Source organism: Frankia sp. QA3, assembly GCF_000262465.1.
GTDB lineage: Bacteria > Actinomycetota > Actinomycetes > Frankiales > Frankiaceae > Frankia.
The window spans coordinates 4,072,701-4,092,108 of the sequence record NZ_CM001489.1; the positions used below are offsets into that span (position 1 = coordinate 4,072,701).

Genomic DNA, 19,408 nt, shown 5'->3' on the forward strand with positions numbered 1-19,408 from the left:
GGCTCGGCGGGGATCACGCACGGCGATCCCCGCCGAGCGGTCGGGCAGCCGGCGGTCGCCGACCGCGAGCCGGGCTAGGACGGACTAGGACGGACTAGGAACGTGCGTCCGGCCCGACCGGGGCGGACGGCGGGTCCACCCGCGGGGCCGAGACCACCGAGGACCCGGAGACCACCGAGGACGCGGAGGCCACCACCGGCGAGGCTGCGCCGGCCGCGGTGGCGCCCGCCCGGCGCAGCTCCTTGGGCAGGTGGAAGGCGACCGTCTCGGTGCCGACGGAACGTGTCGTCACGTCCGTCGCGCCGAGGCCGGACAGCGCCGCGGTGAGTTCCTCGACCAGCGACGGCGGGGCCGAGGCGCCGGCCGAGATGCCGATCGTCTCCACCCCGTCCAGCCAGGACAGCTCCACGTCGCCGACGTTCTCGACGAGGTGGGAGGCCACCCCGTCACGGCGGCTGACCTCCACCAGCCGCACCGAGTTGGCGCTGTTGGCCGACCCGACGACGAGGACGAGCTGGGCCTCCTGGGCGACCTTGCGCACGGCGTTCTGCCGGTTGGAGGTGGCGTAGCAGATGTCGGCGGACCCGGGGCCGACGATCGCCGGGAAGCGCTCCTTGAGCGCGTCGACGACCTCCGCGGCCTCGTCCATCGCCAGCGTGGTCTGCATGAGGTACGTGACCCGCTCCGGGTCGGGGACGTCGAGGGAGTCGACCTCGTCGGGCGACTGCACCAGCCGGATGCGCCCGGGCGCCTCGCCCAGCGTGCCGTCGACCTCCTCGTGGCCGGAGTGGCCGATGAGCAGCACCGTGTCACCGCGGGAGGTGAAGCGGCGGGCCTCGGCGTGGACCTTCTCGACCAGCGGGCAGGTCGCGTCGATGACGGACAGCTTGCGCCCGTCGGCCTGGTTCCACACCGCCGGGGCCACCCCGTGCGCGGAGAACACCACGGTCGCGCCGGCGGGCACCTCGTCGAGCTCCTCGACGAAGATCGCCCCGCGGGCGGCGAGGTCGGCCACCACGTGGGAGTTGTGCACGATCTGCTTGCGGACGTAGACCGGCGCGCCGTGGATCTCCAGGGCACGCTCGACGACCTCGATGGCGCGCTCGACCCCGGCGCAGAAAGCCCGCGGCTCGGCGAGCAGCACCGTGCGCCGGCCCACCGCCGCCGCCCAGGCGCCGATCGGCAGGCCCAGCCGGCGCATCGTGCGCAGGCCCAGCACGCCGCGGCGGACCAGGTCGAGGCGGCCGAGCGGCTCGTCGGCGGTGTCGACGACGACCCGGACCGCGGCGAAGGGGACGTCCCCGACGCCCGCGGCGATCGGGGCACTCTCCATGTCCACCGCGATGGCGCCGGTGGCGGCGAGCCGCGTGCGGTCGTCGCCGGTGGCGACCTTGGCCACGGTGACGATCGGGCCGACGTGCACGGTCAGGCCGAGCCGGCGCAGGTCACCGGCCAGCAGCGGGGCGGAGGCACAGCGGGCGGCGACGGAACCGTCGGCCGCCCGGACCTCGCTGGCGACGACGATGTCCCCGGGCTTGATCCCGGGGGCGAGGCCGCCGGACAGGCCCACGATGGCGACGGCGTCCGGGCGCGCCTGACGGACCACCCGGGCGGCTCGGCCCGCCTTGTCCGGACCCATCCCGGTGCGCACCATGACGGTGTCCGAGGGCAGGCCGGAGCGGCCGGCCGCCATCGCCTCGAAGCGCAGCGCCGTCGCGACCACGAGCCGGGCACGGCGCTGCGGCCGAGCCACGGGCGCGGCCGGCTCGGCGGGCCGCGGCGGGGCCTGCACGCCGCCAGCCGGCGACCCGGCGGCCAACACGGCGGCGCGGCCAGCCGGCGGCGCACCGGCCGCCGCCGTGACCTGCGGGGAGTCCGCCGCGGCGGGCGAACCCACCGCGGCCGGCCCGCCGGCTGCGGGCACCGTCACGGTCGCGACGCCCGCCGAGCCGCCGAGTGGCAGCGCCGGCGAAGCGGCGCCCGCGGCCACGGCCGCCGGCGCGCCCGGCCGGCGCGCCGCGGTGGACGAGGGGACCGACGGCGACAGCGCGTCCTGAGCCGGGATCACGGCGGGTCCCCCCGCCGCGGCCGCCGGGGCCGTGCGGTCGGCGGGGGTCACGACAGCGTCGGGGTTGTTCCCGTCGCCGCCCGGGGATGCGGAGGTGCTCATGGTGTGGCCACCCCGGAGAGGCTCACGTACCGGCCGAGCGCGGTCAGCGGGAAGACCAGCCGGTACAGGTGGTAGTTCAGGGAGAAGTCGCCGGGGAAACCGGTGCCGGTGAAGTAGGGCTCGTCCCAGGTGCCGTCCGGCCGCTGGGTCTCGCACAACCACCGCACCCCCCGCTTCACGGCCAGGCTGTGCGGGTCCACGGCCAGCAGCGCGAGCAGCGCCCACGCCGTCTGCGACGCGGTGAGCTCGCCACGGCCGATCCAGGCCGGGTCGGTGTAGGAGCGCAGGTCCTCGCCCCAGCCACCCTCGGGCGACTGGTGCTCGAGCAGCCACCGCACCGCGGCGGTGATCGCCGGGTGGTCGGTGGGCACCCCGGCGCCGATCAGCGCCGGCACGACCGCCCCGGTGCCATAGAGGTGGTTGACGCCCCACCGGCCGAACCAGGAGCCGCCCGGCTCCTGGTTGTCCAGCAGCCACTGCACCGCCCGCTGGGTGATCGGGTGGTCGGAGCGGCCGAGATCGGCCAGCATCTCCACGATGTGCGCGGTGACGTCCGCCGACGGCGGGTCGACCACCTCGCCGAAGTCGCAGAACGGGATCTTCGTGGTGAGCATCCGGACGTTGTCGGCGTCGAAGGCGCCCCAGGCGCCGTTCGACGAACGCATCCCGACGCTCCAGTCGACCCCGCGGGCCGCCGCCGCGCGCATCGCCGCGGCCAGCCGCGGGTCCGCGTCCTCGACGGTGTTCACCGCGGGGGCGTCGGCGTGGCCCTGGCGGGCCGACGGCGGGGCGACGTGCCCCGCGCCGAGCAGCCGCCGCAGCGCCAGCACCACCTCGGCGGTGTCGTCGACGTCCGGGTAGAAGTCGTTGTCGAACTCGAACGCCCAGCCGCCGGGGGCGAGCTCCGGGCGGCGCACCGCCCAGTCACCGGCGACCCGGACCTCCTCGTCGACCAGCCACCGGCCGGCCTTCACCATCGCCGGATGGTCGCCGGGGACGCCGGCGTCCGCCAGCGCGACGACCGCGAGCGCGGTGTCCCAGACCGGCGACTGGCAGGCCTCGATCTGGCGGATCGGGCCCTCGGGGGTGTCCCGGCGGATCACGTACCGCTCCATCCCGCGGAACGCGGTGGCGATCACCGGGTGGTTCAGCGGGTACCCCATCAGGTGCAGCGCCATGACGGAGTAGACCCAGGGTGGCTGGATGCCGCCCCAGCACCCGTCGGCCTCCTGCCGGGCGACGACCCATTCGGTGGCCCGCCGCAGCGCCAGGGTGCGCAGGAGCTTGATCGGACGGCGCTCGTAGCGGTGCAGCAGCTTGTCGAGCCGCTCGAAGGCACCCTCCCAGCTGCGCAGCGGGGCCGGCTTGCGCCCGGCCGCGGGCACCTTGAGCTCGTCGATGTCGAAACCGAGGTCCCGCGACGGCCGCAGCGAGCCGACGATCGTCAGCGCGACGATCGTCTGGCGCGCCCAGCAGGCGAAGTCGTAGACGTTCAGCGGCACCCAGGACGGCAGGAAGATCAGCTCCGGCGGGATGACCGGCACGTCGTCCCACGACCACTGGCCGAGCGCCGCCAGCCAGATCCGGGTGAACACCCGGGAGGCCGCGACTCCGCCCTGGGCACGCACGAGCTCCGCGGCCCGCGCCATGTGCGGGGCGTCGACCGCGTCGCCGGCGAGGCGCAGCGCGATGTACGCCTCGATGGTGGTGGACAGGTCGGCCGGGCCGCCGTAGAAAGTGGGCCAGCCGCCGTCCGCGAGCTGCTGGGAACGGATCCAGCGGGCGGTCTGCTCGGTCTCGTCGTCGCCGCGGATGCCGAGGAACTGCTTCATGAACAGGTCCTCGGCGTCCATCGTGACGTTCGTCTCGAGGTCGCCCTTCCACCAGCCCTCATCCGACTGCAGCGCGAGGAGATGGTCCCGCGCGCGCGCCGCGGCGACGCCCGCGCCGATCGGGCCGGCTGCCTGCGGCTTGCCGGCACCGGTGGGCAGCGGCGGTGAGGACCGGGAGATCCCGTAGGCGTCGGCCGTGGCGGGCACCGGGATGGTGGGCCGCTGCAGGCTCTTCTCGGCAGTCGGAGCAGCCGGGGACGGGTCCGAGGTCAGGCTCATCGACGACTCCCCTCGTCGTACGTGCGATGGTCAAGCGGGCGATCACCAGGCTGATCGCCGGTCTGTCCGGCGTTGCGGCGGCCCGGTGGGGCCGCCCGCCGGTCGAGCCGTGGCGGGGCGCCGCCCGGCCTCCCGGCATCACCCCGGCCTGGTACGGGGCGGCGGGTGGACCAGGCGGCATGGGCGCCTGTGCTCACCTGCGGCCTCCTCAGCGATCGCGCTCGGTCACGAAGCGGGCGAGGGCGAGCAGCTCCGCCTCGACCGCGGCCGGCATCGACAGCGAGCGCAGCACGTTCTCGCACGCCTTGAGCTGCCGGTCGGCCTCGGCGGTGGTCCAGTCCCGCCCGCCCGCCTGTTCGATCAGTTCGGCGATGTGCGCGAGTTCCGCCTCGCTCGACTCCCCGGTGCCGATGAGGAAGGCGCGCAGCTCCTCGGCGGCGCTGCCGCCGGCCTCCAGCGCGACCACCACCGGCACGGACTTCTTGCGGGAACGCAGGTCCGACAGCACCGGCTTGCCGGTGACCGACGGGTCCCCCCAGATGCCGAGCAGGTCGTCGATGAGCTGGAAGGCCGTGCCGAGGCGGGAGCCGTACTCGGCGAGCGCGTCGACCACCTCGTCACCGGCGCCCGCGAGCACGGCGCCCAGCGACGCCGAGCAGGCCAGCAGCGCGCCGGTCTTGCCGTCCTCCATCCGCAGCGTGTCGGCCACGGTGACGTCGGAGCGGCTTTCGAACATCAGGTCCTCGGCCTGGCCGCGGACCAGGTCCTGGACGCCGGCGCCGAGGATCAGCGCCGCGCGTCGGGCGGCCTCCCCCTCGACCTCCAGCAGGACCTGGGTGGCGAGCCCCAGCAGGGCGTCGCCCGCCAGGATCGCGCCGTCGGCGCCGAAGACCGTCCAGGCCGTGGGCCGGTGGCGGCGTTCGGTGTCGCCGTCCATCAGGTCGTCGTGCAGCAGCGAGAAGTCGTGCACGAGCTCGACGGCGACCGCGGCCGGCAGGCCGACCTCCGCCGGCGCACCGGCCGCCTCGGCGGACAGCAGCGCCAACGCTGGGCGGACGAGCTTGCCGCCGCCACCGGGCAGCGGCTCGCCGGCGGCGTCCACCCAGCCGCGGTGGTAGGCGACGACGTGGCGAAGGCGCGGGTGCAGGCGGTCCACCACGGCGCGCAGCGCCGGCACGGTGAGGGTCCGTCCCCGCTCGATCGCATCCGGAACCGTCATGGTCATACCGGGAATCCCCCTGTGGATGAGTGCCCTGGCTGGCCGGTGGGCACCGGCCGGGTGACCGCCTTGGTCGCGGCGGTCACCGCGTTCTCCCCCCGTGGATCCGGAGAATCCGACGAACCCGATGCATTCGGTGCAACCGCTGGATCCAGCAAAAGCGATGGGTCTGATGAGTGTGTGGCGTGCGTGGACGGCGCCTCGTCGGCGCCCTGCCGCGGGAGGACCCGTGCTGGTGCCGGTGCTGGCCCGGCGGCCCCCCGGTCTCCCCCGGCGGACCCGGCCAACCCGTTGACGACGACCCCCATACCGGCCAGGCTCTCACGGGTTGCAGCGAGTCCGCTACGCACAGCAGATTCCATGGTCGCCGGCCACCCGGTGTCGGTCCACGTGCCGGCCAGGGCAAAGCCGGGCAGTCCGGTCGACGTACCCGGGCGCAACGCGAGCGAACCGGGCGCCTGCCGGAAGGTGGCCGTGCGCTCCCGGGTCACGAAGACCTCCAGCGGCGCGGCCGCGCGGGCGGCCGGGAACAGCCGGGCCATCTCGTCGACGAACAGCGTGCGCAGCTCGTTCGCCGACCGGTCGATCCACGGCTCGGCCGCCGACTGGGACAGCGCCAGGTACTGGGCACCGGGCGGCCCGGAGGCGGCGAGGCCGGAGGAGATGGTGCGGTCGAAGATCCACTGGATCGGTGAGTCGACGACGGCCAGGAACGGCCCCTCGATCACCTGCCGCGGATAGATCATATGCACGTTGATGATCGGCGAGTCGCCGAGCTCGCGCAGCCGCGCGGGATCCGGGCCGGCACCGACCGGCAGCAGGGCCGCCGCCGCCGGGGGCGGCACCGCGAGCACCACGGCGTCGGCGCGCAGCACGCCCGCGGAGTCGGTGCCGGGCACCGCCTCGCCGCGGCTGGTGCCGCCCGCGGTGACGGCCAGCTCCCAGCCGCCGGCCGCGGCGGTGATGGTGCGGACCTTGGCCCCGAGGTGCACGTCGGCGCCGGCCGCGCCCAGGGCGGCCATCGCCGCGTCGCCGTGCAGCCGGGCCAGGGGGACCTCCGCCCAGCCGAGGTCGCCGGCGTCGGCGCCGTCGAGCAGGCCCGTGCGCACGACCTTCGCCGCCAGGCCCAGCGAGGCCTCGGCGGCCGGCGCGTTCAGCGTCGCCACGGTCAGCAGCTCCCACAGCGCCTTCGTCGCCGCCGGGCCCTGGCCGTGGCTGGTCAGCCACGCGCCGAACGACCGCTCGTCCACCGCCGCGGAGCGCTGGTCGAGGCGGCCGAGCTGGAAGGCCGCGAGCCCGGCGCGCAGCCGCTCGGCGAACGGCAGCGCCCGGTAGCCCAGCAGCGCCGGGGCCAGGTGCAGCGGCGCGGGCAGGCGGACGCTGGTGCGCCGCAGCCGGGTCCGGGTGAGCGAGTCACCGAGGAGCACCGGGACGTCCAGGCGGGGCTGCAGGGTGGTGAGGTGCTCCACCCCGAGGCGGGCCAGCAGCCCGCGGTAGGCGGTGCAGCAGCGCATGAACACGTGCTGACCGGTGTCGATCCACAGGTCCCCCCGGCGGAACGACGTCGTCTGGCCGCCCAGGCGCGGCCGGGCCTCCAGCAGCGTCACCCGCACGCCGCTGTCCACGGCGAGCAGCGCCGCGGCCATCCCGGCGAGGCCGCCACCGACGACGACCAGGTGCGGCCGGGAGTCGTCCCGGTCCGCCACCGTCGCGCCAGCCGGTCCGGGCACGCCGGCCACCCCGCTCGCCCCGGAGGTCATGCGGCGCTCGTCTCCGGCCGCCCGGCGAGGCTGCGGGCGGCGACGACCGCCTTCTGCCAGCCCGGCAGCGCCAGCCGGCGGTCCAGCACGGCGGCCGGTTCGTTCTTGATCCGCCGGTTGAGCCGCAGGTAGATGCCGGCCATCGCGCCGCAGCAGGCCGCGCTGCGCCGGTCGAGCAGGTCGAGCAGCACCATGCCCCGCTCGTACCACTCCTCGGCGCGCTGCGCCGAGGAACGCAGGTAGCCCAGCAGGGCCGTGGGCGGGCCGCCGAGGCGGCCGCTGGCGTCCACGGCGAGCTCGATCCCGGCGGCCTTGAGCTCCTGCGCCGGCAGGTAGATCCGCCCGCCGAGCAGGTCCTCGCGGACGTCGCGCAGGATGTTCGTCTGCTGCAGGGCCACGCCGAGAGCATCGGCGATGGCCGGGGCGGAGCGGTCGGAGGCCGCCTGCTCGGTGCCGAAGATGCCCAGCGAGAGCCGGCCGATGGTGCCGGCGACGAGCCGGCAGTAGCCGACCAGGTCGTCGAACGTGTCGTAGGTGGTGCCGTGCACGTCGCTCTCGACGCCGTCGGCGAGCTCGATGAACGCCTCCAGCGGGATCGGGAAGCGGCGGGCGGCGTCGTCGAGGGCGACGTACATCGGGTCGGAGCTGCCCGCGCCCAGGTTGTTGACCTCGGCCCGGACCTGGGCCAGCCCGGCGATCTTCTCCTCGGCCGGCAGGTCGCCGTCGCCGATGTCGTCCAGGTGGCGGGCCAGCGCGTAGACGGCGCTGAGCGCACCCCGTTTCTCCGGGGGCAGCAGCCTGATGCCGTAGGAGAAGTTGCGGGCCGCCTCCTTGGTCAGGGCCTCGCAGGCGGCGTACGCCTCGGCGACGGTCGGCCGGCGCGCCGGGTTCGGCGCCGGGCTGCTCATCGGCCCTCCCCCGAGCCTCGCCGGACTCCGGCGCCGGTCGCGCTGGTCGCGGTCGCCACCGCCGCGGCGGTGCGGGCCGCCGCCGGCGCTCCCGGAGCCGCCGACTGGGCCAGCGCCACCAGGGCGAAGCGGGCCATCCGCGGCTTGGGTGCCTTCGGCGGGCCACCGAGCACGTCGTAGCCGGCCCGGCGGATCGCGTCGAGCGCCGAGCGGCCACCGCCGACGAAGCCGGCCAGCGCCAGCTTCAGCCGGCCGGGCACCATCGAGACCAGCGGCGCGCCCTGGTCGATGACGGTACGGGCGCGGGTGACCTCGAAGGCCATCAGGTGGCGCACCGCGGGGCTCGCCACCCTCGCCCGCAGGTCGTCCTCGGTCACCCCGAAGGTGTCGAGGTCCTCCTGCGGCAGGTAGATGCGCCCGGCGGCGAGGTCCTCGGCGACGTCCTGCCAGTGCTCGGCGAGCTGCAGCGCGGTACACACCCGGTCGGAGAGCACCACCCGGTCGGGGGTGGCGAGTCCGAACACCCCGAGCACCATCCGCCCGACCGGATCGGCCGACAGGGTGCAGTAGTGGACCAGGTCGTCGAACGTCTCGTAGCGGGTGACCCGCTGGTCCTGACGGTTGGCCTCGACGAGCCGCTCGAAGGGCTCGGCGGGCAGGTCGCAGGCGCGCACCGTGCGCGCGAGCAGGCGCAGGACGCCGAGCTCCGGCTCACCGCCGGCCCAGATCACCGACAGATCGTCGGAGAGGCGGTCGAGCAGGGCGAGCCGGTCGCCCGCGGCCTCGTCGCCGATGTTGTCGACGAACCGGCTGAAGGCGTACAACGCGTTGAAGTGAGCACGAACGGCCGCGGGCAGGACGATCGGCGAGACCGGGAAGTTCTCCGCCGGTGCGGCGCGCAGCAGGTGTTCGGCGGGAGTGGACAGGCCCGTCGCGCCCGACGGCGCAGGCGTGCGTGGTGGGCCGGTTGGGGCGTCGATGGCGGTCATACGCCTCTCCTTCGATGACGGTCTGCACTCCGGGCGCGGTGTGCCGGGCTGGGGGTCCCCGCGGGTGCCGCGGCCGGCGCCGGGAACCCGGACAGCCCTAGGTTCGGCGGGTTCTGCGCTGGCAGCGGCCCGGTCCGCCGACGGGACCAGGACGCCCGATCGCACCGGATGGTCATGGGCGCGCCTCACGCGGACCTGCTCGGCAGGTCTGGGCGGACCGGCTCGTGCGACCGGTCCTGGCAGGCGCGCCGTGCTGCCACCCGGACTCCGGCGGCGCGGGGCCGACGGCGCCATGCGCCCCCGGCCCCGCCCCGGCGCGTCTGCCGCCGGCGACCCGAAGGCCACCGGCGCTGTGGTCGGTGTCACTCACCCCCAATGGCGGCCGGCGCGGGCCGGCCGGCACGACGCTCCCGGTGCCCGATCATCCGAAGACACCGGCCAGCCTGCGGTACAGCGACGGCACCGCGCCATGGACCCGCACCGCACCGAGTAGCCATCCGGGCACCAGGACCTCGGCGCTGCCCCGTCCCGCCGCCGCCAGCATGCGCTCGGCGACCAGCGCGGCCGGGATCGGCCGCGGCCAGCGCCGCACGTACGGTGCGCCGCGGCGGTGGAAGAACGGGGTGTCGACGACGCCAGGTAAGCACAAGGTCACCGTGACGCCGCGTCCGGCGACTTCGGACCGCAGCGCGTCGGCGAAGCCGACCATGGCGGCCTTCGTCGCGGAGTAGGCCACCTCGCCGCGCACGCCGAGCGCACCGGCGATGCTGCCGACGATCAGGATGCGCCCCTGCCCACGGTCGAGCATGGCCGGCAGCATGGCCCGGACCAGCGCCATCGGCGACAGGACGTTGACCGCGATCAGCTCGGCGATCGCCTCCTGCGACATCACGTCGTATGGGCCCGCGGCGCCGAGCCCCGCGGAGCACACCAGCAGGTCGACGTCGCCGAGCAGCTCACTGGCCCGGGAGGCGACCGCCGCCTCCGAGCCGGAGGTCGACAGGTCGACAGAGATTCGGTGGCCCTCCGTGGCGGCCGCGACCTCGTCCAGCGCCGCGCCGTTGCGGCCGACCAACAGCGAGCGGCAGCCGCCGGCGGCCAGCAGCAGGGCGGCCTCCCGCCCGATGCCGCTGGATGCGCCGGTCACGACGGCCGTTCGAGGTGGCCAGGTGGCGGGGGCCGCGCCCGATCGCGCGGTCCGGTTGGTGAGGACGGTCAACCCTCCCTCACGGAAAGCAGGCCGGGACCGTGTGCTCATGACACACCACTTCCGGTCGTTCCTTTCACGCAGTTCTCCCCCGCGGGCACTGGTTGCACGTCACGTACTACTTTCCCCACTCGTCTCGCCCCGCGTTGCGAGGTGGCCCGACCGAGCATGATCGGCATGGTCCGATGGCACGAACTCTCCCGTCGGACCGCCGCATCGACCACACTCGATGGCCATGCCGATCCGGACAGCTACTGCTTCTCAACCGTCGGACTCCGGACCCAGGCGCGCCGGCGCCGCCGGGTCCATGACTCCCACCATTTCACCGTCCCGCGGCCGGATCGTCCATGGTCAGATGGGCGACATCGGGCGGGCGGATCTCATGCGCGGCTCCGGACTCCCTATCACACTCCCTCTATCGCGACCGCCCCCGCTATCGGGGGAGCCCCGCTATCGTGACCGCGGGTGCGGTCCGATTTGACGGTCGTACGATGGATTCGGGATCTTCTCCTGGGACGGTGCGAACCGCTTCACGCGGCCGGCCGGGTATTGGGGTGATTTCCCACCGCATTGCCTACGCCGAAATTACCCGGCGACGACTCGCGGCAGGACTGTCACCACGACATCACAACCGATGGGCGCAGGCCCGTCACCTCCGCCGTCAGTACCCTGCCGTCACTCCGACCCGATCGCCACCGGAGCCGCCCGATCGGCGCCCAGGTTCAGCTGTGGATCGTTCCCGCGCCAGGTCGGGCCAGTCCGCGACGTACACCGGACAGGCTGGTGGGGCATCGTCCGAGCACTGATCCATCCTCCACACGACGACCACCCTACCGCCTTCGACAAACGTGATCGAAAGCGGCATTTCTCCGAACCTAATGGACGGACCACCGGGCGTGGATATCACCCGCCACGGTGACATCCGACACACAGGCCCCGATGATGCATCGTGGGAGGTCCAGCAGTGGTCGCCGGTACGACGGCGTAGGCACGTTCGGTGGTCGCCGGGGGTGCTCACTACCCCAATCGGACACTCAACAGAACCGGTCCATCACCCGAACGAATCCCGGTTCAATCCGCACATCCATCCAGCGGATGGACTACCCCGGGTGGATACCCGGCCGGATTCGGCCCACCGATCCCGGTGATCCCGACTCCGCGCACACCGGGAAGCGCGGATGAGGAAGAAACCGACGGCGCGGACAGCGCCGCGGATGTTGCGGATTCCACGCACGATCCGGTGGCCCCGGCGGGCCGGGCACCCTCGCCCGCAGTCGGGCGTCGAGCCGATCCCGGCCACCACGGCGCCGTTTCCTCGGCATCGAGGGCGGCGAGCGCGGCGGCCACGATCTCGCGCCGCTCGGCGGCGGAGACCAGCGGGCGCATCCCCTGTGGGAGCCGGGCCGCGACGGTGCGCAGCGCCGCCGAGCAGAGCGGCTCCGCGCGGCCGGATGCACCGGACCGGCCGGACCCACCGAACGCGACCGGCACCTCACCGGGAACCGCCCCGTCCTGGGCCTGCTCCTGGGCTTGGGTCTGGGCCTGGTCCTGGAGCTGGGTCTGGGCGCGCTCGAACGCCATCCCGAGGATTCCCGAGCGCAGCGCGCCGATCGCGCAGTGCGCCCGCAGCAGCCGGATGTCCGACGGCGCCGGGCCCGCGAGCGCCCGAACCAGGGCCTGCTGCAGGGAGAGCATGTCGCTCTTGCCGATCTTGCGGTGGATCACCGAGGGATCGTTGACGAAGGCGAGCAGGACGCCGCCGGGGCCGGCCATGACGTCGACCAGCCGCTCCAGCAGGACCTGGGCGCTCGGCGGCGGGGACTGTCGGACCAGCTCGACCAGCCGGCCCAGCTCGGAGACGAACGGCTCCAACAGCGCGTCGAGGATCGTCTCCTTCGACGAGAAGTGATAATAGAGTGCCGCTTTCGTCACGCCGAGTCGCTCGGAGATGTCCCTCACGGACGTGCCGGCATACCCTTGCTCTCCAAAGAGGCTCATCGCGGCGGCGAGGATCCGTGACCTGGTGTCGCTCGCCGACCCGGGTGATGTCGACTCGACCATGGCAGCCCTGCACCCCTCCCGATCGAGTCCGCGACGAATGTTACTCTCAACTCTACCTACTAAACGACCGGTAAGTGCCCAGGTAGCAGGCAACAACCGCTGCCGATCAAGACGTCGCAGGTGACGACACCGACCGATCATCAACGTTCGAGGGGAAACCGTGGCATCGCTCGCCCGATGGTGCTTCAGGCACCGCCGGCTCGTACTGCTCCTGTGGATCGCCGCGCTATTTGGCCTCGGGGGGATCAGTCAGGCGGCCGGAAGCGACTACAAGGACGCCTTCTCCCTGCCCGGCACGGACTCGCAGAAAGCGATCGACCTGCTGCAGCGTGACTTCCCGGCGGCTTCGGGAGACAGCGCCACCATCGTGCTGCACAGCAAGAACGGCGCCGCCATCACCGACCCGGCCCTGCGCGCGCCGGCGACGGAGATGCTCGACAAGCTGAGCAAGGTCCCGCACGTCTCGGGCGTCGGCAGCCCCTACGGCCCGCGCGGCGCCTCGCAGATCAGCTCCGACGGGCGCACCGCCTTCGCCACGGTCGACTTCGACCAGCAGGGCATCGACCTGCCCAAGGACGACATCCAGCAGCTCGTCGACACCGCCCGCGGCTACGACTCGAACACGCTGCAGGTCGAGGCCACCGGCCAGGTCGTGTCCATCACCGAGCAGGCGGAGCAGAGCTACAGCGAGCTCATCGGCATCGTCGCCGCGGCGATCATCCTGTTCATCGCCTTCGGCTCGCTGCTGGCCGTCACCCTGCCGTTGATCACCGCCATCGTCGCGCTCGGCGTCGGCAGCCTGCTGATCATCCTGCTCTCCCACGTGATCACCATCGCCGAGTTCAGCCCGATCCTGGCGACCCTGATCGGCCTCGGCGTCGGGATCGACTACGCGCTGTTCATCGTCAACCGGCACCGCATCGGCCTGCGGGCCGGCAAGTCGCCCGAGGAGGCCGCGGTCACCGCGGTGAACACCTCGGGCCGCGCCGTGCTGTTCGCCGGCATCACGGTCTGCATCGCGCTGCTCGGCATGTTCGCCCTCGGGGTGAGCTTCCTCTACGGCGTGGCGATCTCGGCGGCGGTGGCCGTCGCGATGACCATGGCCGCGGCCGTCACGCTGCTGCCCGCCCTGCTGGGCTTCTACGGCATGCGGGTGCTCAACAAGCGCGACCGGCGCAAGCTCGCCGACAACGGCCCGGAGCACGAGAACACCGCGGGCTTCTGGTGGCGCTGGGCCAAGGGCATCGAGCGCCGGCCCCGGCTGTTCGCCGTCATCAGCGGCGTGGTGATCCTCGTCATCGCGATCCCGTTCTTCTCGCTGCGGCTCGGCTCCTCCGACCTGGGCAACGGCGACTCGGCCAAGACCACCAAGCGCGGGTACGACCTGCTCGCCGACGGTTTCGGCCCCGGCTTCAACGGCCCGTTCACGATCGTCGCGGAGATCCACTCGCCGCAGGACACCGCCAACCTGAACGCCGTGGTGAAGGCGGCCCGCGCCACCCCGGGCGTCGCCTCGGTGTCGGAGCCGCGGCCGAGCCCGAACGGCCAGGCGGCGATCGCCTCCCTGTACCCGACTACCAGCCCACAGGACGAGGCCACCTCGAAGCTGCTGAACAAGCTGCGTGACGACGTCGTCCCACAGGCCAACCAGTCCGGCACCGGGATCTACGTCGGCGGCATCACGGCCATCTTCGAGGACTTCTCCAGCACGCTGTCGAGCAAGCTGCCGCTGTTCATCGGCGTCGTCGTCGTGCTCGCCTTCCTGCTGCTGGTGGCGGTCTTCCGCAGCCTGCTGGTGCCACTGACCGCGTCCGTGATGAACCTGCTCGCCGTCGGCGCGGCCTTCGGCGTCGTCGTCGCGGTGTTCCAGTGGGGCTGGGGGTCGTCGCTGTTCAGCATCACCGGCGGCCCGGTCGAGGCCTTCATCCCGGTCATCCTGTTCGCGATCCTGTTCGGCCTGTCCATGGACTACGAGGTGTTCCTGGTCAGCCGGATGCACGAGGAGTGGACCGCCCGGCGGGACAACCGGCTCGCCGTCTCGCTCGGGCAGGCCGAGACCGGCCGGGTCATCTCCGCCGCCGGCGCCATCATGACCCTGGTCTTCGCCTCGTTCATCCTCGGTGACGAACGTGTGATCAAGCTGATGGGGCTCGGCCTCGCGAGCGCGATCGTGATCGACGCGTTCATCATCCGGACCGTGCTCGTGCCCGCGCTCATGCACATCTTCGGCAAGGCGAACTGGTGGGTGCCGGCCTGGCTCGACCGGATCCTGCCGCGGATCTCCGTCGAGTCCGCCGAGGACATCGAGGAGCTCCAGCACACCCCGCTGCCCCCGGACGCGGTGACCTCGGCGGGCCAGCCGGTCGGCACCGGCGGCCACGTCCGCCAGGTCCCCGGCCAGCCGGCCCGGGAGGAGGACAGCCCCCGCGCGGGGGAACCCACCCACTGAGCGACCGCCAGGGCCGTCCCCCCGAGCAGGGGGCGTCCGGGCGCGCGAACTGGTTGAACCGGGGCCCCGGCAGGCACGTGCCTGCCGGGGCCCCGGCGCGTGCAGGGGCTGGCCGGCGCGGGAGTGGCGGTCGGGTGCGGGGATGAGGTCGGGTGCGGGAGTGAGGTCGGGTGCGGGAGCGAGGTCGGGTGCGGGGGTGGTCAGCCCGCGGTGAAGCCGTCGGCGATCGCCAGCGCCTCGTCGAGGATCGCGAGACCGGTCCGCACGTCCGCCTCGGAGGTGGTGCACGGGGGGACCACGTGCACCCGGTTGAAGTGGGTGAACGGCCACAGGCCGCGCTCGCGGCAGGCCGCGGCGACCGCACCCATCGGTGCCGCGGCCGGGCCGGCGGCGTTGAACGGCACGAGCGGCTCGCGGGTGGCGCCGTCGCGGACCAGCTCCAGGGCCCAGAACACGCCGAGCCCGCGGACCTCGCCGACCGAGGGGTGGTTGGCCGCCAGCTTCGCCAGCTCCGGCCCGATCACCTCGGTGCCGAGCATCCGCACGTGGTCGAGGATTCCCTCCGTCTCGAACGCCTCGATCGAGGCGACGGCGGCGGCACAGCCCAGCAGGTGCCCGGAGTAGGTCAGCCCACCCGGGTAAGGGCGCTCGGCGAAGGCGTCGGCGAGGTGCGGGGCGAGGATCACCCCGCCGAGCGGGACGTACCCGGAGTTCACGCCCTTGGCGAAGCAGATCAGATCCGGGACGACCCCCCAGTGGTCGACCGCGAACCACTCGCCGCACCGGCCGAAGCCGGACATCACCTCATCGGCGATGAACACGATGCCGTGGGTGTCGCACAGCTCACGCACTCCGGCGAGGTACCCCGGCGGCGGTACCAGGATCCCGTTCGTGCCGACGACCGGCTCGACGATGATCGCCGCGATCGCCGCCGGACCCTCCAGCGCGATCACCTCCGCGAGGTGGGCGAGCGCGCGGCTGGACTCCTGCTCGGCGTCGGCGGCGTGGAACGGCGAGCGGTACGGGTAGGGCCCGAAGAAGTGCACCACCCCGGGGATCCCCGGCTCGCTGGGCCAGCGCCGCGGCTCCCCCGTCAGGATGATCGAGCCGCCGGTCGCGCCGTGGTACGAGCGGTAGGCGGCGAGGATCTTGTGGCGGCCGGTGGCGAGCCGGGCGATGCGCACCGCGTTCTCGGTGGCCTCGGCCCCGCCGTTGGTGAACAGGACGCGGTCGAGGTCGCCCGGCGCGCGCTCGGCGATGAGCCGCGCGGCGCGGGAGCGCACCTCGTGGGCGTGGAACGGCGCGATGGTCGTCAGCGAGCGGGCCTGGGCGGCGATCGCCTCGACCACCGCCGGGTGCTGGTGGCCGATGTTGGCGTTGACGAGCTGCGAGGAGAAGTCCAGGTAGCGCCGGCCGGACTCGTCCCAGAACCAGCTCCCCTCGGCGCCGGCCACGACCACCGGATCGAGGGACGCCTGGGCCGACCAGGAGTGGAACACGTGCCGACGATCGTCGAGGTACGCCTCGCTGCGGCCGGCGACGCCGGGGGTGTCGGAGGTGGTCGTCATGGGGGGTCGGGTCCTCTCCTCGTCGTCGGCGTCCCGCGGGTGGGACCGCCCGGTCCGGGCGGACGCGCCGCGCGCCCGCCGACCCGCGGTCAGGCCGGCGGGCGCGCGGCGGCGCCACGGACCATCGGATCTCACCGGCGCCGGGCGCGAGGGCGCCGTCGGTGTGACGGCTGAGACGGTGTGACGGTGTGACGGCTGAGACGGTGTGACGGCTGAGACGGTGTGCCGGGTCAGCGGGTAGGACGGGTCAGCCGCCGCCGAGGTTCAGGGTGACGGTCAGCGGCTTTGCAGTCCGACGGTTTGTACAGCTCGCCGGTCTTCGGGTTCTTCGGCTCCAGTACCTGGGCGTACTCGTTGTAGCTCATCGACTGGGGGGCGTCGCCGACGGCGCCGAGGTCGCCGGGGCGACCGGGGCGGCGGGCTGGGTGCCGGCGCTGGTGGCGCGCGCCATCCCGGCGACGGCGGGGATCACCGTCTCGCCGTACGCCTCGAGGGTCGCGAGTTTGGCGTCATGCTGCAGGTAGACGGCGAACTGGTCGACGCCGAGCTCGGCGAGCCGCGTCAGCCGCTCGATGTGGGCCTCGGGCGGGCCGAGCAGGCAGAACCGGTCGACGATCTCGTCGGGGACGAACGTGGTGTGGGCGTTGCCGGCCCTGCCGTGCTCGTTGTAGTCGTAGCCCGTGCGCCCGGCGATGTAGCTGGTCAGCGCGGTCGGCACGGAGCCGTCCGCGCCGTAGCGGGCGACGAGGTCGGCGACGTGGTTGCCGACCATCCCGCCGAACCATCGGCACTGGTCGCGCTGGTGGGCCAGCGACAGCGGGTCCGCGGCGCCGACGTAGGCGGGGGCGGCGACGCAGAACTTCACCGCCGCCGGGTCCCGGCCGGCCCGCTCGGCGGCGCGGCGCACCGCCCGGATGGTCCAGGCGGCGATGTCCGGGTCGGCGAGCTGGAGGATGAACCCGTCGCCGATCTCCCCGGTCAGCGCCAGCGCCTTCGGCCCGTAGGCGGCGATCCAGATGTCGAGCCGGCTCGCCGCGCCCCAGGGGAAGCGCACGGTGCTGCCGGCGACCTGCGCGCTGCGCCCGTTCGCGAGCTCGCGCACGACCCCGATGCACTCTCGCAGGGTGGCCAGGGACGTGGGTTTGCCGTTGAGGACCCGCACGGCCGAGTCGCCCCGGCCGATTCCGCAGATCGTCCGGTTGCCGAACATCTCGTTGAGGGTGGCGAACAGCGACGCCGTGACCGTCCAGTCGCGGGTCGCCGGGTTGGTCACCATCGGCCCGACCAGCACCTTGCGGGTCGCGGCGAGGATCTGGCTGTAGATGACGAACGGCTCCTCCCACAGCAGGTGGGAGTCGAAGGTCCAGACATGGCTGAAGCCCAGGTTCTCCGCCTGCCGGGCGAGATCGACCACCCGGGAGGCGGGCGGGTTCGTCTGCAGCACCACTCCGACGTCCACCGCGTCACCTCGTCCGGGGGAAGCCGAGGTCGACCGAGCTCGTCGCCGGGTCGGGCCAGCGGGAGGTGACGACCTTGGTCCGGGTGTAGAAGCGGATCCCGTCCGGGCCGTACATGTGCAGGTCGCCGAACAGCGAACCCTTCCAGCCGCCGAAGCTGTAGTAGGCCACCGGCACCGGGATCGGCACGTTGACGCCGACCATCCCCGCCTCGACCTCGGCGGTGAACCGCCGGGCGGCCCCGCCGTCGCGGGTGAAGATCGCCGCACCGTTGCCGTACGGGTTGTCCTCGATCAGCCGCAGCGCCTCGTCGTAGGTGGCGACCCGCACGACGGCGAGCACCGGGCCGAAGATCTCGTCGGTGTAGACGGCGCTGGTCGGCCGCACGTGGTCGACGAGGCTCGCGCCGAGGAAGAAACCGGGGCCGCTGGTCGCGGGATCGGTGCGGCCGTCGACGACGATGCTCGCCCCCTGGGCGGTGGCGGTGTCGAGGTAGCCGGCGACCCGGTCCCGGTGCACCGCGGTGATCAGCGGTCCCATCTCGCTGGCCTCGTCGTAGCCGGGTCCCACCCGGATGCCGCGGATCCGCGCGCCGATCGCCTCGACCAGCGGGTCGGCGACCTCCCCGACCGCCACGACCACCGACACCGCCATGCAGCGCTCGCCGGCCGAGCCGTAGGCGGCGGAGACCGCGGCGTCCGCCGCCGCGGCGATCTCGGCGTCGGGCAGGACGACCAGGTGGTTCTTCGCCCCGCCGAGGGCCTGCACCCGCTTGCCGGCCGCGGTGGCGCGTTCGTAGACGTAGCGGGCGATCGGGGTGGAGCCGACGAAGCTCACCGCGGCGATGTCGGGATGGTCGAGCAGGGCGTCGACGGCCTCCTTGTCGCCCTGCACCACGTTCAGCACGCCGTCCGGCAGCCCGGCGCGCCCCAGCAGCTCGGCGAGGAACAGCGCCGGCGACGGGTCGCGCTCGCTGGGCTTGAGCACGAACGCGTTGCCGCAGACCAGCGCGTTCGCGAGCATCCACAGCGGCACCATCGCCGGGAAGTTGAACGGGGTGATGCCGGCGACGACACCGAGCGGCTGGCGCACCTCGTGGACGTCGACGCCGGCGGAGACCTGCTCCGAGTAGCCGCCGCGCAGCAGGTGCGGGGCGCCGCAGGCGAACTCGACGTTCTCCAGGCCGCGGGCTATCTCGCCGAGCGCGTCGTCGAGGGTCTTGCCGTGCTCGGCGGTCAGCAGCCGGGCGACCTCCTTGCGGCCGGCGTCGAGCAGGTCGCGGAAGCGGAACATCACCTCGGCGCGGCGGCCGAGCGGTGTCGCCCGCCAGCCCGGGGCCGCGGCGCGGGCGGCGGCGACCGCGGCGCGCACCTCGTCCGAACAGGCGAGCGCGACCCGGGCCTGCTGCTCCCCGGTCGCCGGGTTCCACACCGGCGCGTAGCGGCCGGCGGGGTCAGCCCCCTCCACCCCGCCGATCAGATGCCCAATGGTCCGCATCGCCGCACCTCC

Annotated in this window: 12 protein-coding genes; 1 reads left to right on the forward strand and 11 read right to left on the reverse strand. The window is 73.6% G+C overall.

Annotated elements, in window-relative coordinates; translation table 11 throughout:
* Positions 1-94 precede the first annotated feature (94 nt).
* The 8 genes from ispH to FRAQA3DRAFT_RS16705 form a co-directional block, all read right to left on the reverse strand.
* A complete protein-coding gene (gene ispH / locus FRAQA3DRAFT_RS16670) occupies positions 95-2,170 on the reverse strand; it encodes a 4-hydroxy-3-methylbut-2-enyl diphosphate reductase (RefSeq protein WP_009740214.1) in 2,076 nt (691 codons plus the stop codon).
* A complete protein-coding gene (locus FRAQA3DRAFT_RS16675; RefSeq protein WP_009740215.1) occupies positions 2,167-4,281 on the reverse strand; it encodes a prenyltransferase/squalene oxidase repeat-containing protein in 2,115 nt (704 codons plus the stop codon). The genes ispH and FRAQA3DRAFT_RS16675 overlap by 4 nt, the downstream gene beginning before the upstream one ends.
* A 208-nt stretch (positions 4,282-4,489) precedes the next feature.
* Entirely contained in the window at positions 4,490-5,506 is a 1,017-nt protein-coding gene (locus FRAQA3DRAFT_RS16680; protein ID WP_009740216.1) for a polyprenyl synthetase family protein, read from the reverse strand.
* Positions 5,503-7,260 carry a hydroxysqualene dehydroxylase HpnE gene (gene hpnE, locus FRAQA3DRAFT_RS16685; protein ID WP_009740217.1) on the reverse strand — a complete coding sequence of 586 codons (1,758 nt, stop codon included), beginning with the start codon at positions 7,258-7,260 and terminating at the stop codon, positions 5,503-5,505. Before hpnE ends, FRAQA3DRAFT_RS16680 begins: the two co-directional genes overlap by 4 nt.
* The gene (gene hpnD, locus FRAQA3DRAFT_RS16690; RefSeq protein ID WP_009740218.1) at positions 7,257-8,168 is read right to left on the reverse strand and encodes a presqualene diphosphate synthase HpnD; all 912 of its coding nucleotides are present in this window, start codon (positions 8,166-8,168) and stop codon (positions 7,257-7,259) included. Before hpnD ends, hpnE begins: the two co-directional genes overlap by 4 nt.
* The gene (gene hpnC / locus FRAQA3DRAFT_RS16695) at positions 8,165-9,157 is read right to left on the reverse strand and encodes a squalene synthase HpnC (protein ID WP_009740219.1); all 993 of its coding nucleotides are present in this window, start codon (positions 9,155-9,157) and stop codon (positions 8,165-8,167) included. The genes hpnD and hpnC overlap by 4 nt, the downstream gene beginning before the upstream one ends.
* A gap of 421 nt (positions 9,158-9,578) precedes the next feature.
* Entirely contained in the window at positions 9,579-10,415 is an 837-nt protein-coding gene (locus FRAQA3DRAFT_RS16700; RefSeq protein ID WP_035921066.1) for an SDR family oxidoreductase, read from the reverse strand.
* A 1,020-nt stretch (positions 10,416-11,435) separates the two neighbouring features.
* Positions 11,436-12,425 carry a TetR/AcrR family transcriptional regulator gene (locus FRAQA3DRAFT_RS16705; protein WP_009740221.1) on the reverse strand — a complete coding sequence of 330 codons (990 nt, stop codon included), beginning with the start codon at positions 12,423-12,425 and terminating at the stop codon, positions 11,436-11,438.
* A 160-nt stretch (positions 12,426-12,585) separates the two neighbouring features.
* Here FRAQA3DRAFT_RS16705 and FRAQA3DRAFT_RS16710 point away from each other — a divergent pair, with 160 nt between their 5' ends.
* Positions 12,586-14,874, forward strand: a complete 2,289-nt coding sequence (locus tag FRAQA3DRAFT_RS16710; protein ID WP_009740222.1) for an MMPL family transporter — start codon at positions 12,586-12,588, stop codon at positions 14,872-14,874.
* 200 nt (positions 14,875-15,074) lie between these two features.
* Here the strand turns inward: FRAQA3DRAFT_RS16710 and FRAQA3DRAFT_RS16715 are convergent, their stop codons facing one another.
* The 3 genes from FRAQA3DRAFT_RS16715 to FRAQA3DRAFT_RS16725 form a co-directional block, all read right to left on the reverse strand.
* Positions 15,075-16,442 carry an aspartate aminotransferase family protein gene (locus FRAQA3DRAFT_RS16715; protein ID WP_009740223.1) on the reverse strand — a complete coding sequence of 456 codons (1,368 nt, stop codon included), beginning with the start codon at positions 16,440-16,442 and terminating at the stop codon, positions 15,075-15,077.
* Positions 16,443-16,803: 361 nt separating this feature from the next.
* Complete coding sequence (locus FRAQA3DRAFT_RS16720; protein ID WP_009740224.1) at positions 16,804-17,901, reverse strand: TIGR03842 family LLM class F420-dependent oxidoreductase; 1,098 nt, start codon at positions 17,899-17,901, stop codon at positions 16,804-16,806.
* Positions 17,902-17,905: 4 nt separating this feature from the next.
* Entirely contained in the window at positions 17,906-19,396 is a 1,491-nt protein-coding gene (locus FRAQA3DRAFT_RS16725) for a CoA-acylating methylmalonate-semialdehyde dehydrogenase (protein WP_009740225.1), read from the reverse strand.
* Between the last annotated feature and the right edge of the window lie 12 nt (positions 19,397-19,408).